Genomic DNA, 14309 nt, shown 5'->3' with positions numbered 1-14309 from the left:
GGGCTCGGGCGGGCGGCAGGCTCAGCGGGCGGCGGGGATCTGACCGGCCGGGATGTGCTGGACGCCGATGCGCTTGCGGAACACCCAGTAGGTCCAGCCCTGGTAGAGCAGCACCAGCGGGGTCGCCAGCGCCGCCAGCCAGGTCATGATCAGCAGCGAGTAGTGGCCGGAGGCCGCATTGCCGACGGTCAGGCTGAAGGCCGGGTCGGTGGTGGACGGCATCACGTCCGGGAACAGCGCCAGGAACAGCGTCGCGGTGGTGGCCACCACCGTCACCCCGGAGTGGATGAAGGCCCAGCCCTCGCGTCCGCGCAAGTTGGCGGCGAAGGCCGCGAGCAGGCCCAGCACGGCCAGCACCAGCGTGGCCAGGCTCCAGTCGTTGCCGCGGTCGGCCTGGGTCCAGACCAGGAAGGTCAGCGCGAGGACCGCGGTGACCGCCCCGGTCCGGGCGGCGGTGATCCGGGCCCGCTGGCGGATGCCGCCGAGGGTCTTCAGCGCGGTGAACACCGAGCCGTGGAAGGTGAACAGGGAGAGCGTGGTCAGCCCGCCGAGCAGCGCGTAGGGGTGGAGCAGGGTGAGCACGCCGCCGGTGACGTTCTTGCGGCCGTCGATCGGCACCCCGTGGACGATGTCGGCGAAGGCCACGCCCCACAGGAAGGCCGGTACCAGCGAGGTCCAGAAGATGACGTGCTCCCAGTTCCGCTTCCAGCGCTCGCCGTCGCGCTTGGCGCGGTACTCGAAGGCGACGACCCGCAGGATCAGGCAGACCAGGATGGCCAGCAGCGGCAGGTAGAAGCCGCTGAACAGGGTGGCGTACCAGTCGGGGAAGGCGGCGAAGGTGGCGCCGCCCGCGGTGAGCAGCCACACCTCGTTGCCGTCCCAGACCGGGCCGATGGTGTTGATGAGCACCCGGCGCTCCTGCTCGTCGCGGGCGAGCAGCTTGGTGAGCACGCCGACGCCGAAGTCGAAGCCCTCGAGGAAGAAGTAGCCGGTCCACAGGACGGCGATGATGACGAACCACACATCGGGAAGGGACATCTCGGTCTCCTGGCGGTCTATGCGCTCAGTACGCGAAGGCGAGGGGCTTGTCGGCGTCCTCGTCGGAGCCGGGACCGCGCAGCACGGGGTCCTTGTCGGGCGGCTGCTCGCCGGTGACCGGACCGGCCTTGGCGTACTTGACCATCAGCCTGACCTCGACCACCGCGAGCACCGTGTAGAGCAGCACGAACACGCTCAGCGCGGTGATCTGCAGGGCCACCGAGACGTTGGGGGAGACCGCGCTGGAGGTTTTCATCAGTCCGTAGACGGCCCATGGCTGACGGCCCATCTCAGTGAAGATCCAGCCGAAGCTGTTGGCGACGAGGGGGAAGCCCAGGGTCAGAATCCCGCAGCGCCAGCCCCACTTCGTGAAGAACGCGCCGAGTTCCCGGTTCCTGGTGAGCATCAGCGGCGGCACCTCGTCCTCGCCGGTGCGGTGCTCCGGGGCCAGCCAGCGCCGGCGGCGGGTGAGCCACAGGCCGGCCGTCCCGGCGGCGAAGGAGGTCATCCCGAAGCCGATCATCAGCCGGAAGCCCCAGAAGGTGACGAAGATGTTGGGGATGTAGTCGGCGGGCTTGCCGCCGTACTCGGCGGCCTCGCGGGCGGCGATGTTGTTGATGCCGGGGACGGCGTCGGTGAAGTCGCTGTGGGCGAGGAAGGAGAGCAGGCCGGGCACGGACAGCTCGACGGAGTTGTCGCCCCTGGATACGTCGCCGACGGCGAAGACCGAGAAGGGCGCGGGTGCGGCGGTCTGCCACAGGGCTTCGGCGGAGGCCATCTTCATGGGCTGCTGCTGGAACATGACCTTGCCCAGGGTGTCGCCGGTGAGCGCGACGCCGAGGCCGGAGACGACGGCCATGACCAGGCCGACCCGCAGCGAGGTGCGCATGGCGGCGACCATCTTGCGGTCCACCGCCGTGCCCTGGGCCTGCTGCCGCCGGGCCTTCCACAGGTGGTGGCTGGCTATGCCGACGACCAGGGCCGCGCCGGTCAGGAAGGCGGCGGTGAGGGTGTGCAGCACCACGACCACGGTGGTGCTCTGGAACAGCACCGCGGTGATGCTGGTCAGCTGCGCCTTACCGGTGGCGGGGTCGATGTGGTAGCCGACCGGGTGCTGCATCCAGGAGTTGGCGGCGAGGATGAAGTAGCCGGAGAGCACGGTGCCCAGGGCGACCATCCAGATGCAGGCGCAGTGGATGCGCTTGGGCAGCCGGTCCCAGCCGAAGATCCACAGGCCGATGAAGGTCGACTCGAAGAAGAAGGCGATCAGGGCCTCCATCGCCAGCGGGGCGCCGAAGACGTCCCCACGAAGCGGGAGTACTGGGACCAGTTCATGCCGAACTGGAACTCCTGGACGATGCCGGTGGCCACGCCGAGGGCCATGTTGATCAGGAAGAGCTTTCCCCAGAACTTGGTGGCGTGGAAGTACTTCTCCTTGCCGGTCCGCACGTAGCCGGTCTCCAGACCTGCGGTGACCGCGGCCAGCGCGATCGTCAGCGGGACGAAGAGGTAGTGGAAGACCGTGGTGATGCCGAACTGCCAGCGCGCCACCGTGTCCGAAGCCAGAGCGAGATACACGTCGTCGCCTCCGCTGCCTGTACATGCCACTTTTGTCACCGCACGGGCACGCACTGTCGAGCGCTCGTGAATGTGAACACTTTCACAAGATATTCTCGCGCAGCGCCAGGGGTGCTGGACGCCAGAATCCGCGTGTCCTCCGCCACACCTGTGGCCAGCGACAACGCGGACAGCGAGGCGGCCAAGCCGCCTGGAAGGGGACTAGTTGACGGGTAGTCTCACGCGGAACACCGCGCCGGCCCCGGGGACGCTCTCCACCTGGACGTCGCCGCTGTGCGCGGTCACCAGAGCGGAGACGATCGCCAGGCCCAGGCCCGCTCCCCCGCCCTCATTGCGGCTGCGGGAGGCGTCCACCCGGTAGAACCGCTCGAACACCCGGGTGGCCTGCTCCGGCGTCAGCCCCGGGCCCTGGTCGGCGACCTCGATCACGCCGTGGCCGCCCACCGTGCCCACGCCGATCCGCACCGGGGTGCCCGGCGGGGTGTGCCGCACCGCGTTGCCCACCAGGTTGGTCACCACCTGGCGCAGCCGCGCCTCGTCCCCCAGCACCAGCGCGGCCGACGGCGCGGTGCCCCCGCCGGGGCCGGTCAGCGAGACCGGACGGGTCGGGTCCAGCGCAGTGGTGTCGTGCAGCGCGTCGGCGGCCAGGGTGCGCAGGTCCATCGGGGCCAGCTCGATCGGGCGCTGCTCGTCCAGCCGGGCCAGCGTCAGCAGGTCCTCGACCAGGCCGCCCATCCGGACCGCCTCGCTCTCGATCCGGGCCATGGTCCGCTTGATGTCGGCCTCCTCGCTGAGCGCGCCCATGCGGTACAGCTCGGCGAAGCCGCGGATGCCCGCGAGCGGCGTGCGCAGCTCGTGGCTGGCGTCCGCGACGAAGGCCCGCATCCGGTTCTCGGAGGCGGCCCGGGCCGCGAACGCGCCCTCGATCTGGTCCAGCATCGAGTTGAGCGAGTTGGACAGCCGCCCCACCTCGGTGCGCTGCGAGGCCTCCGGCATCCGGTTGGACAGCGGGTGGCCCCCGGCGATCTCGGTGGCCTTGGACTCGATCTGCTCCAGCGGCTTGAGGCCCCGGCGGACCGCGAACCAGCCCGCGACCGAGATCAGCAGCAGCACGACCAGGCCGATGGCCAGGAACCCCTCGTCCAGCTTGGCCATGGTGGCGTCGGTGTCGATCAGCGACACGGCCACCACCACGCTGCCCGCCACCGGGGTGCCGTTCTCGTACAGCGGATAGGCGGCGGGCAGGATCAGCACCTGCCAGCTGCTGCTGCCGTGGTCGCTGGGCACGTTGAAGACGTGGCCGCTGCGCGCGGCCAGCTGCGCCGGAGTCATCGCCGGCAGGCTGGGGGTGGGGTCGGAGGTGGACAGGCCCTGCTGCTGCCAGGCCGAGCGGGTGCCGTCGGGCAGCGCGTAGGCGATGGCGTAGTTGCTGAGCAGGCCGCTCATCCGGCCGTCGCCGCCGGCCCCGGCCCAGCCCGCCGGCGCCTGGTGCTGCGGGAACGGCGCACGGGTGGAGGCGGAGCGGGCGAACCGCTCCAGCTGGGTGTCGACCCGGTCCACCAGCTGGCCCCGGACGACCGCCACCACCAGCCCGTCGCTCACCGCCAGCCCGACCAGGACCAGCGCCACGGCCAGGCACAGCAGCCTGCTGCGCAGCGAGAACGACGAGAACCGGACCCGCCGCAGCCGCCGCCAGAAGCGGCGCAGCCGGGCCGCGGCCAGCGCCGGCACGCTACGCGGCCGGGCGTCGGAGGACATAGCCGATGCCGCGCACCGTGTGGATCAGCTTGGGGCTGCCGTTGGCGCCGGAGTCGACCTTGCGCCGCAGGTAGGAGATGTACGACTCGACGATGCTGAGGTCGCCGCCGAAGTCGTAGGCCCAGACGTGGTCGAGGATCTGCATCTTCGACACCACCCGGCCGGTGTTGTTCATCAGGTACTCGAGCAGCTTGAACTCGGTGGGCGAGAGCGAGACCGCCCGCCCGGCCCGGTGCACCTGGTGGCCGACCGGGTCCAGCTCCAGATCGCCGACGACCAGGTGGTCCTCGTCGGCGATGCCGCCGGTGCGGCGCAGGATCGCCCGGATCCGGGCGATCAGCTCCTCCAGGCTGAAGGGCTTGGTGACGTAGTCGTCGCCGCCTGCGGTCAGCCCGCTGATCTTGTCGTCCACGCCGTCCTTGGCGGTCAGGAAGATCACCGGGATGCGGTCGCGCTCGGCCCCCGGGTGGCCGCGCCGGAGTCGTCCCGCAGCCGCCGGACCACCGCGAAGCCGTCCATGTCGGGCAGCATCACGTCGAGAACGACCAGGTCGGGGCGGTCCCGAGCGACGGCGGTGACCGCCTCCGCGCCGGAGGCGGCCGAGGACACCCGGAAGCCCGCGAACCGCAGCGATGCGGAGAGCAGCTCCCGGATGTTCGGCTCGTCGTCCACGACCAGCAGGCTGGCTTCGGTGGTGTCCATGTGTGCGGCCCCGATAGGAAGGAAGAGGGAGTTATCGGAACGTACGCGTCCGAGATGAAGACAGCATGAGGACCGGCTGTGTGAATCCTCAGCCCGCCGAGCCGCCCGCGGCCGCACCCGCCGCACCGGTGGTGCCGCCCTCGGAGACGCTGGTGGCCGCCACGTTCCCGGAGGAGTCCGTGGTGCCCCGGACGGTCACCGTCTGCCCCGGCTGGAGCTGACTGACGGTCCCGCTCTTGGCGATGCTGACCGTGGTCGAGCCGCCGGTGGTGACCTTGACGATGTTGCCGGAGGAGTTGGTGACGTAGATGGTGCTGCCGTCGACCAGCTTCACCGTACCGGTGGTGGCACCGCCCGCGCCGCCGAAGCCCCCGCCGAAGCCGCCGGAGGCCGAGCCGCTCGCCCCGCCGCGGGTGAAGCCCCCGGCGTCGGCCGCCCCGGCCGCGCCCGAGCGCAGCTTGGCGAAGGCGGACGCGGCGCCGGACGAGCCCGAGCCGCTGTTCTTCTCCACCAGCGCGCCGCCGGCGAAGGAGCCCGCGGCGATCACCCCGGCGGCCAGCAGCAGCGTCAGCCACGGCAGCTTGCGGCGCGGCGGCGCGGCCAGCTCGGCGGCGATGTCCCGGGCGTCCGGGGGCTCGGCCAGGATGTCCTCCGGGCTGAGGCGCAGCTGCTGGGTGCTGTCGTCCAGGAGTTCGGGCTCCAGGACGGGGTCCTCCCGCAGCCCCGGTACCAGCGGGCTCTCCGGCTGCTTGACGAGTTCGGTACGGCGTGCGGCCATGTCCGCATCCTCCCTGGGAAGTTGGTGGCTGTCACTCATGGCGCAGCGCATCGATCGGGCGCAGGCCGGCCGCGCGGTTGGCGGGGTAGCTGCCGAAGAACAGGCCGATGGCGACGGCGATCCCGAAGGAGCCGTACACCGAGGCCGGGATCACCACCGGCTTGATGCCGACGATGGTGAAGTGCGCCCCGATGAGCGCCGTCACCACCCCCAGGCCGCCGCCGATCAGGGACAACAGCGTCGACTCGGCCAGGAACTGGCCCATGATGACGCCCTTGGGCGCGCCGATGGCCTTGCGGATGCCGATCTCGCGGGTCCGCTCGGTCACCGTCACCAGCATGATGTTGGTGATCCCGATCCCGCCGACCAGCAGCGAGATCGCGGCGACCGCGCCCAGCAGCACGGTCAGCGTCTGGGTGCTGGAGGAGCGGGTGGCCAGCAGCGTCGTCTGGCTGCTGACCCGGAAGTCCACGGCCGAGGAGCTGGAGATCCCGTGCGTGCCCATCAGCACGGTGGTGATCTCGTTGGTGGCGGCGGTGGTCGCCGACGCCGACTTGGCCTCGACCAGGATCTGGCTGAGCGAGCCGAAGCCGGTGAAGGCGTTCTGCACGGTCGGCAGCGGCGCGATGACCGTGTCGTCCGGGTCGTCGAAGCTGCTGGTGCTGGAGCCCTTGGTGGCCAGCTCGCCGACGACGGTGAACGGCGTCCCGCCGAGGGTGATCACCTTGCCGATGGGGCTGGCCGTGCCGAACAGGTCGGTGGCGGTGGTGGAGCCGATCACGCAGACCTTGCGGGAGTTGAGGACGTCGTCGTCGCTGAAGTAGTCACCGGTGGTGACCTTGCTGTTGGACGCCTCGAAGTAGGCCGGGTAGGTGCCGATCACCGAACTGACGCTGTGCGAGACGCCGTTGTAGATCGCCGTCTGCGAGGTGGTGACCTCGGGGGCGACCCCGGAGATGTCCGGCGCCTGGGCGGTGTCGGCCAGCGCCTTGGCGTCGGCGACGGTCAGCGGCTTGATGCTGGTCGCGGTGGAGGTCGCGGACGACGTCCCGGAGGTCACCGTCAGCGAGTTGGTGCCCAGCGCGTCGATGGAGTTCACCACCGCCTGCTCGGAGCCGTTGCCGACGGCGAGCAGCAGGATGACCGCCGCCACGCCGATGAGGATGCCGAGCATGGTCAGTCCGGAACGGACCTTGTTGGCCGCGAGTCCGCCGACGGCGAAGCGCAGCGTCTGGAGCGGGTTCACCCCTGGGCTCCTGTCTGTGCGTGCAGTGAGTGCTCGGCGAAGGTGACCGGGTCGAGCAGGGCCGGGGGTGCGCCGACGACCGGCGCCTGCCGCACATCGGACATCACCTGGCCGTCGACGAGCCGGACCACGCGCTTGGCGTGCCGGGCCACCTCGTCCTCGTGGGTGATCAGCACGACCGTGCGGCCGGAGGCGTTCAGCCGGTCCACGATCGCCAGGACGTCGTCGGTGCTGCGGGTGTCCAGGTTGCCGGTGGGCTCGTCGGCCAGCAGCATCGCCGGGGCGGTCACCAGGGCGCGGGCCACGGCCACGCGCTGCTGCTGGCCGCCGGACAGCTCGTTGGGCCGGTGGTCGGCCCGGTCGGCCAGGCCGACCAGGGTCAGCGCGGCCATCGCCCGGCGGCGGCGCTCGGCCGCCTTCACCCCGGCGTACGCCAGCGGCAGCTCCACCTGCGCCACCGCGGTGGTCCGCGGCACCAGGTTGAACGACTGGAAGATGAAGCCGATCTTGCGGTTGCGCACCAGCGACAGCTGGTGCTCGTCCAGGCCGCCGACGTCGATGCCGTCCAGCAGGTAGCGGCCGGAGGTCGGCGAGTCCAGGCAGCCCAGGATGTTCATCAGCGTCGACTTGCCCGAGCCGGAGCTGCCCATGATGGCGACGAAGTCGCCCTCCTGGATGCTCAGGTCCACGCCGCGCGGCCTGCCCTCGGCGTCCAGCGGGCCCGCCAGCGCGTGCACCGCCGCCTCGCCCACGCCGTAGCTCTTGACCAGCCGCTGCACCGAGATCACCGGGACCGGGCCGCGCGCGCCGTCCGCCCGCGCCTGCCGCTGTGCCTGCTGCTGTGCGTCGTTCGCCCGGCTCGGCGCGCTGCCGCGCCGGCGCAGGGCCGGAAGGGAGTGGCTCATCCGCGGCCACCGCCGGTCAGACCGCTGCCGACACCGGACGCGGCGCGCCCGCCGCCCGCGCCGCCGGGAAAGGCCCCGCTCGGGAAGCCGTTGCTGCCGCCGGCCGAGACCGAGGTCAGCACCACCTTCTCGCCCAGCGTGACGCCACTGGTGATCTGCACGTCGGTGTCCCCCTCCACACCCGCCACCACGTTCTTGCGGGTGGTGGTTCCATCGGCGCCGAGCACGGTCACCGTGCTGGACGCGCCGGTGCCGGTGACCGCCGCGGTCGGAACGTACAGCGCACCGTCCGCCTCGGCGGTGGTCACCTGGACGCTGGCGCTGAGGCCGGTCCGCAGGCTGCTGGTGTCACTGGTGATCGACAGCAGCGCCGCGTACTGCACCGCGCTGGCCGAGGAGCCGGATGAGGAGCTGCTCACCGGGAGCGAGCTGATCGACAGCACCTTGGCGTCCAGGGTCGTACCGGCCTCGGCGTTGAGCGAGACCGTGGCCGACTGACCGGCCTGCAGCTTCAACGCGTCGGCCTCGGAGAAGTCCGCGCTGACCTCCATCCCGGTCGGGTTGGTGATCACTACGAACCCGGTGGGCGAGGAGGACGACGACGAGGACGAGGCGGCGGACGAGCTGCCGGAGCCGGCGCCGCTGCCCGCGCCAGTGCCGGACCCGCTGCCGGAGCCGGAGCCGCTGCCCGTACCTGAGCCGGACCCGCCGCTGCCGCTTTCAGAACCGCTGCCGCTGCCCGAACCGCTGCCGCTGCCCGAACCGCTGCCGGAGCTGGAGACGGTGCCGGAGACCGTCTGGCCCACCTTGCCCGCCACCGAGGCCACCGTCCCGCTGACCGGTGCGGTCAGCACCGTGCCCGCCACCGCGCGCTGCGCGGCGGCCACGGCGTTCTGCGCGGTGGTGACCTGCTCCTCGGCGTCGGCGAGGTCCACCGGATTGACGGTGGGCGTGCTGGTGACCGTGTCCGCGACGTCCTCGACGTAGGAGGCGGGCTGCGCGGCCACCGCGTCCGAGGCCGTCGGGGCCTGGTCGGCGCTGCTGCTCGGCGAAGGCTTGGGCTTCGGCTTGGCGCTGCCGCTCGGGGAGGCCGAGGGCTTGGCCGTCGGACCGCTGGAGGGCTTCCCGCCCCTGCCACCGGACCCGGACCCGCCGGACCCGCCGGACCCGGACGGGCGGCCGCTGGTCGAGGGGGAGGGCGCGTGGCTGTACGAGCTCGTGGCGCCACCCGAGCCACTGCCGGAGCCGCCGCTGCCGGAGCCGTAGCCCGAGCCGCCGTTCCCGCTGCCGCTGCTCCCGCTACCGCTGCCCGAGCCGGTCGTCGGGGCGTCGCCCGCCTCCACGTCGGCCAGGTTGGCCTCCGCCGAGGACAGCGTGGCCTGCGCGGTGCTCAAGGCCTCGTCGGCGGCGGTCGGATCGACCTTCGCCAGAACCTCGCCCGCGGTGACCTTGTCTCCGGCGGCCACGTCGACCTCGGTCAGCGTCCCACCGGTGACGAAGTCGGCCCCGGCGTTCGAGGGGGACACCAGCGAGCCTGATCCGGAGACCGTCGAGACCACCGTGCCCCGGGCGACGGTCGCCGTCCTCTGCCCGGCCTTGGCGGTGGTACTGCCCTCGTTCACCGCCGCGTACGCGGCACCTGCGCCCGCCACCAGCACCAGGCCGAGGACGGAGTTCAACAGGACGGCCCTGCGCCGCCGTGGAAGCACCTTCATAGCGCCACAGCCTGAACCGGCTGACCTATCGGACCCTGACACAAATCTGGGAGTTTCCTGGGGCCGGAACCGTGCCGCAACATCCGCCAACTCGGACATCAGGGACGAATATCCACTTCTTCGACACTCCGGCCACCTGCCCGGCTCGCCAACTCACAGCAAGTCCGCAGAGTTCGCCCAGGGCACCTCCACTCCGGTCCGGTTGGGTGTACCTCCAGTGGTGGTGTGCTCCCCCGTACCCGCCACCACGGCACCCAGCCATCCCGCCACGTACGGAGGAAACCCCGGTCATGATCCGAACCATCCGCAGGACGACGGCCCAGCGCGCGCTCGCCGCAGCCGGGCTCCTCGCGTCCGGCGCCCTGCTGCTCACCGGCTGCTCGTCCAGTTCCCCGAAGACCGCGACGGCCGCGGCCTCCGCGTCCTCGTCGGCGGGCAGCAGCGACGGCAGCGGCTCGGCGCAGTTCACGGCGTACCGCACCTGCCTGAGCCAGCACGGGGTGAAGCTGCCCAGCGGGCGCCCGAGCGGCCACTTCAGCGGACGTCCGAGCGGACGGCCCAGCGGGCGACCGAGCGGCTACCCGAGCGGCGGGCGCGGCGGCTTCGGCGGCGGCTTCGGGTTCGGCGGCGGGGCCTCGGCCAACCCGTCCGAGGCGGCCGCGGCCAAGGCGTGCGCCTCGCTCATGCCCAAGGGGGGCTTCGGCGGCGGGTTCGGCGGCGGGGGCGCGGCCGGAAGCAGCGCCATGGCGGCGTTCGCCAGCTGTATGAAGGACAACGGCGTGACCGTGACCGGCGGGCTGCGCAGCCTGAGCACCACCGACCCGAAGACGGCGGCGGCGCTGAAGGTCTGCAAGCCGCTGCTGCCGACCAGGGCCACGGGCGGGGGCGCGGCGCCGTCGGCTTCGCCGAGCGCCTGACGGGTGAGGGGAGTTGAGAGGGGCGGTACCGGACTCCGGTGCCGCCCCTCTCAGCCTCGGGGCCCGACCCGGCCGCTCAGCCCCGGTGCTGGTGCAGGGAGTGCGCGGCGAAGTGCGGATCGAGCAGCGCGGGCGGCGGGCCGTCCAGCGGCGCCTGCCGCTCGTCGGCGATGATCCGGCCGTCCACCAGCCGGATCACCCGCTTGGCGTGCCGGGCCACCTCGTCCTCGTGGGTGATCAGCACGACCGTCCGGCCGGAGGCGTTCAACCGGTCGACGATGCCCAGCAGTTCGTCGGTGCTGCGGCTGTCCAGGTTGCCGGTGGGCTCGTCCGCGAGCAGCATCGCCGGGGCCATCACCAGCGCGCGGGCGACCGCGACGCGCTGCTGCTGGCCGCCGGACAGCTCGTTGGGCCGGTGCCCGGCCCGGTCCTCCATGCCGACCAGGGCCAGCGCCGCGTGCGCCCGCAGCCGGCGCTGCTCCGGCTTCACCCCGGCGTACGCCAGCGGCAGTTCGACCTGGTCGAGCGCGGTCGTCCGGGGCACCAGGTTGAACGACTGGAAGACGAAGCCGATCTTGCGGTTGCGCACCAGGGACAGCTGGTGCTCGTCCAGGTGGCCGACGTCGATGCCGTCCAGCAGGTAGCGGCCGGAGGTGGGCGAGTCCAGGCAGCCGACGATGTTCATCAGCGTCGACTTGCCCGAGCCGGAGCTGCCCATCACCGCCACGAAGTCGCCGGTGCGGACGGCCAGGTCCACCCCCGGGACCTCCCCGCCGTCCGGGGCGGCCGGGCCGCACAGGGCGTGCACCGCGGCCTCGCCGGTGCCGTACGTCTTCACCACCCGCCGCAGCTCCACCACCGGCGGGCGCGCCGGAACGGCGGAAGGGGCCCGGCCGGCCGGGGAGCCCTCCCCGCCGTCCGGGCCCTGCGCTGCCGTCGGGCCTCTGCGGCGCAGCGACGGCAGGCGCGGCGTCATCCCCGTCCACCTCCGCCGAAGCCGCCGCCGCCCGCCCGGGCGCCGGTGCCGCCGAAGCCGCCGGTGCCGCCGCCGAAGCCGCCCGCGCGTCCGCCGCCGAAGCCCCCGGCGCCGCCTGCCGTGGTGGCCACGGTCACCTGCACCTTCTGGCCCTCCGTGAGCCCGCTGAGGATCTGCACGTCGCTGTCGCCGGCGAGGCCGACCGTGACGCTCTTGGACGTGGTCGTGCCGTCCGCCCCGACCACGGTCGCCAGCCGGGTGGTGCCGGTGCCGGTGAGCGCGGCGGTCGGCAGGTACAGCGCATTGTCCACCTCGCCGGTCAGCACGGACACGCTGGCGCTGAGACCGGTCCGCAGGTTGCTGGTGTCGCTGGTGACCGACAGCAGCGCCGCGTACTCCACGGTGCCGCTGGAGCTGAGCCCGGAGGAGGAGCTGACCGGCAGCGAACTGACCGACAGCACCTTGGCGTTGAGCTCCTCGCCGCTGGCGTTCAGGGTGACCGTGGCGCCCTGTCCGGCCTTCAGCTTCAGGGCGTCGGCCTCGGCGAAGTCCGCCGTGACCTCCATCCCGGCCGGGTTGGTGATCACCACGAAGCCGGTCGGGGCGCTGCCGGAGCTGCTGGCGGTGGAGGCGCCGCCGCCGGAGACGGTGCCGCCGACGGAGCCGGAGACCGAGTTGACCGTGCCGGCGATGGGCGCGGTCAGCACCGTCCCGGCGACGGCGGCCTGGGCGGCGGTGACGGCGTTCTGGGCGCTGGTCACCTGTGCCTCGGCCTGGGTGAGCTGCGAGGCACTGGGGGTGGCGGCTGCGCCGGTGCTGGTCGGGTCCTCGACCTGGTCGAGACTGGCCTGCGCGGCGGTCAGCGCGGCCTGGTCGGCGGTGAGGGTCTCATCGGCCGAGGTCGGGTCGACCTTGGCCAGCACCTGGCCCTTGGTGACCTGCTGCCCGGGCTTGACGTCGACCTCGGTGAGCGTCCCGCCGGTGGTGAAGTTCACGCCGGCGTCGCTGGGCGAGTACAGGGCCCCGGTGCCGCTGACCGTCGCCAGCACCATGCCCTTGGCGACCGTGTACGTGGTGGTGTTCGACTTGCTCGCGGCAGTGGACGTCGAGGTGTTCACGGCGGCGTAGGCCGCTCCGGAACCGGCGACGAGCAGCACGGCGAGAACGGAGTTCAGCAGAGCGGCCCTGCGCCGCTGGGGGAGCACCTTCATAGCGAGACATCGTGATCGGCTCCCCGGACGATGCCCTGGGAGGAATCTGGGAACTCGCTGGCAGCGCCGGGCCGCCCGGGCGGCCGTCGGCCAAGGCCCGGGCGGTCCCCGTCGGCCGGGGACCGCCCGCGGCGGAGCCGGGCGGGCGGAAAATCACAGTGAACTCCCAGGGACTTACGAGTCCGCCGCCACCGTCGCCGACCCCACGCTCCCGGCGTCGTCCCCGGGCTCAGGACTCCTTGCGGAACAGCTCCGCCGTCTGCAGGAAGAGGTCGTTCGCCTCGGTCTCGCCGATGGTCACCCGCACGCCCTCGCCCGCGAACGGCCGCACCACCACGCCCGCCGCGGCGCAGGCGGCGGCGAAGTCCATGGTCTGCGCGCCCAGCGGCAGCCAGACGAAGTTGGCCTGGGTCTCGGCCGGCGTCCAGCCCTGCGCGGTCAGCTCCGCGACCACCCGGGTCCGCTCCTGCACCAGCGCCTCGACCCGCTCCAGCAGCGCCGTCTCGGCGCGCAGCGAGGCCACGGCGGCGTCCTGCGCCAGCTGGCTGACCCCGAACGGCACGGCGGTCTGCCGCAGCGCGGCCGCGACCGGCTCGTGCGCGACGGCGAAACCGACCCGCAGCCCGGCCAGGCCGTACGCCTTGGAGAAGGTGCGCAGCACGCAGACGTTGGGCCGGTCGCGGTACAGCTCGACCCCGTCCGGCACCTCGGCGTCGCGGACGAACTCGGTGTACGCCTCGTCCAGCACGATCAGGACGTCGCCGGGGACGGCGTCCAGGAAGCGCTCCAGCTCGGCGCGGCGGACGACGGTGCCGGTCGGGTTGTTGGGGTTGCAGACGAAGATCAGCCGGGTGCGGTCGGTGACCGCGGCCAGCATGGCGTCCAGGTCGTGCGAGGCGTCCGCGCGCAGCGGGACCTGCACCGAGGTGGCGCCGTTGACCTGGACGATGATCGGGTACGCCTCGAACGAGCGCCAGGCGTAGACGACCTCGTCGCCGGGGCCGGCCGTGGCCTGGACCAGCGACTGGGCGACGCCGACCGAGCCGGTGCCGGTGGCGATGTGGCTCTCCGGCACGCCGAGGCTCCGGGCCAGCTCCGCGACCAGCCCGGTGCAGCCCATGTCGGGGTAGCGGTTGATGTCCCCGGCGGCGGCGACGGCGGCTTCCAGGACGCCGGGCAGCGGCGGGTAGGGGTTCTCGTTGGAGGACAGCTTGAAGGCGGGGCGGCCGTCGCTGCCCAGGGCGGGCTTGCCGGGCTTGTACAGCGGGATGCCGCGCAGGTTGCCGTTCAGCCGGGGGCCGTCCGTCCGGCCCTGCTCGGCGGGGCTCCGGCCCTTGTCGTTGTCGCTCACCGCGGTCGTCCTCCACGTCGTGCCGTCGTCCTTGTCCGGTCGGGATCACCCTACGAGCCGATCGGCGATATCTCACCCGTGAGAGTGACATGTTCTGGCGCCGTCCGGCCGAGCCTTCCTCGGCGGCTGCGGCG

General features: G+C 72.5%; 12 protein-coding genes and 1 pseudogene. 1 reads left to right on the top strand and 12 read right to left on the bottom strand.

Features of this window, described 5'->3' with window-relative positions:
• Positions 1-21: 21 nt before the first annotated feature.
• The 9 genes and pseudogenes from cydB to GXW83_RS00390 form a co-directional block, all read right to left on the bottom strand.
• The gene (cydB, locus tag GXW83_RS00425; protein WP_182440892.1) at positions 22-1038 is read right to left on the bottom strand and encodes a cytochrome d ubiquinol oxidase subunit II; all 1017 of its coding nucleotides are present in this window, start codon (positions 1036-1038) and stop codon (positions 22-24) included.
• Positions 1039-1063: 25 nt separating this feature from the next.
• Positions 1064-2616, bottom strand: a pseudogene (locus GXW83_RS00420) (cytochrome ubiquinol oxidase subunit I).
• Positions 2617-2817: 201 nt separating this feature from the next.
• Positions 2818-4374 carry a cell wall metabolism sensor histidine kinase WalK gene (locus GXW83_RS00415; protein ID WP_182440891.1) on the bottom strand — a complete coding sequence of 519 codons (1557 nt, stop codon included), beginning with the start codon at positions 4372-4374 and terminating at the stop codon, positions 2818-2820.
• Positions 4349-4813 (bottom strand): winged helix-turn-helix domain-containing protein, encoded by a 465-nt coding sequence (locus GXW83_RS35200; RefSeq protein WP_370466520.1) that lies wholly within the window; start codon positions 4811-4813, stop codon positions 4349-4351. Before GXW83_RS35200 ends, GXW83_RS00415 begins: the two co-directional genes overlap by 26 nt.
• Entirely contained in the window at positions 4810-5076 is a 267-nt protein-coding gene (locus GXW83_RS35195; protein WP_370466519.1) for a response regulator, read from the bottom strand. Before GXW83_RS35195 ends, GXW83_RS35200 begins: the two co-directional genes overlap by 4 nt.
• Before the next feature lie 88 nt (positions 5077-5164).
• A complete protein-coding gene (locus tag GXW83_RS00405; RefSeq protein WP_182440890.1) occupies positions 5165-5854 on the bottom strand; it encodes a hypothetical protein in 690 nt (229 codons plus the stop codon).
• A gap of 31 nt (positions 5855-5885) precedes the next feature.
• Complete coding sequence (locus tag GXW83_RS00400) at positions 5886-7100, bottom strand: ABC transporter permease (RefSeq protein WP_182440889.1); 1215 nt, start codon at positions 7098-7100, stop codon at positions 5886-5888.
• Positions 7097-8005 carry an ABC transporter ATP-binding protein gene (locus GXW83_RS00395; RefSeq protein ID WP_225446662.1) on the bottom strand — a complete coding sequence of 303 codons (909 nt, stop codon included), beginning with the start codon at positions 8003-8005 and terminating at the stop codon, positions 7097-7099. The genes GXW83_RS00400 and GXW83_RS00395 overlap by 4 nt, the downstream gene beginning before the upstream one ends.
• The gene (locus GXW83_RS00390; protein ID WP_182440888.1) at positions 8002-9720 is read right to left on the bottom strand and encodes a biotin/lipoyl-binding protein; all 1719 of its coding nucleotides are present in this window, start codon (positions 9718-9720) and stop codon (positions 8002-8004) included. The genes GXW83_RS00395 and GXW83_RS00390 overlap by 4 nt, the downstream gene beginning before the upstream one ends.
• A 290-nt stretch (positions 9721-10010) precedes the next feature.
• Between GXW83_RS00390 and GXW83_RS00385 the strand changes: the two genes are divergently transcribed.
• The gene (locus GXW83_RS00385; RefSeq protein WP_182440887.1) at positions 10011-10637 is read left to right on the top strand and encodes a hypothetical protein; all 627 of its coding nucleotides are present in this window, start codon (positions 10011-10013) and stop codon (positions 10635-10637) included.
• 76 nt (positions 10638-10713) lie between these two features.
• On the opposite strand, the gene GXW83_RS00380 is transcribed toward GXW83_RS00385, so the two are convergent.
• The 3 genes from GXW83_RS00380 to hisC all read right to left on the bottom strand — a co-directional run bounded on the left by GXW83_RS00380 (position 10714) and on the right by hisC (position 14115).
• The gene (locus GXW83_RS00380; RefSeq protein ID WP_182440886.1) at positions 10714-11613 is read right to left on the bottom strand and encodes an ABC transporter ATP-binding protein; all 900 of its coding nucleotides are present in this window, start codon (positions 11611-11613) and stop codon (positions 10714-10716) included.
• Positions 11610-12824, bottom strand: coding sequence for an efflux RND transporter periplasmic adaptor subunit (locus GXW83_RS00375; protein ID WP_182440885.1), 1215 nt, complete (start codon positions 12822-12824; stop codon positions 11610-11612). Before GXW83_RS00375 ends, GXW83_RS00380 begins: the two co-directional genes overlap by 4 nt.
• Before the next feature lie 229 nt (positions 12825-13053).
• Entirely contained in the window at positions 13054-14115 is a 1062-nt protein-coding gene (hisC, locus tag GXW83_RS00370; protein ID WP_370466849.1) for a histidinol-phosphate transaminase, read from the bottom strand.
• Between the last annotated feature and the right edge of the window lie 194 nt (positions 14116-14309).

The organism is Streptacidiphilus sp. PB12-B1b (assembly GCF_014084125.1).
Classification (GTDB): Bacteria; Actinomycetota; Actinomycetes; order Streptomycetales; family Streptomycetaceae; genus Streptacidiphilus.
Note: the sequence above shows the minus strand (reverse complement) of the source record. Positions and strands in the feature narration are given on the sequence as shown.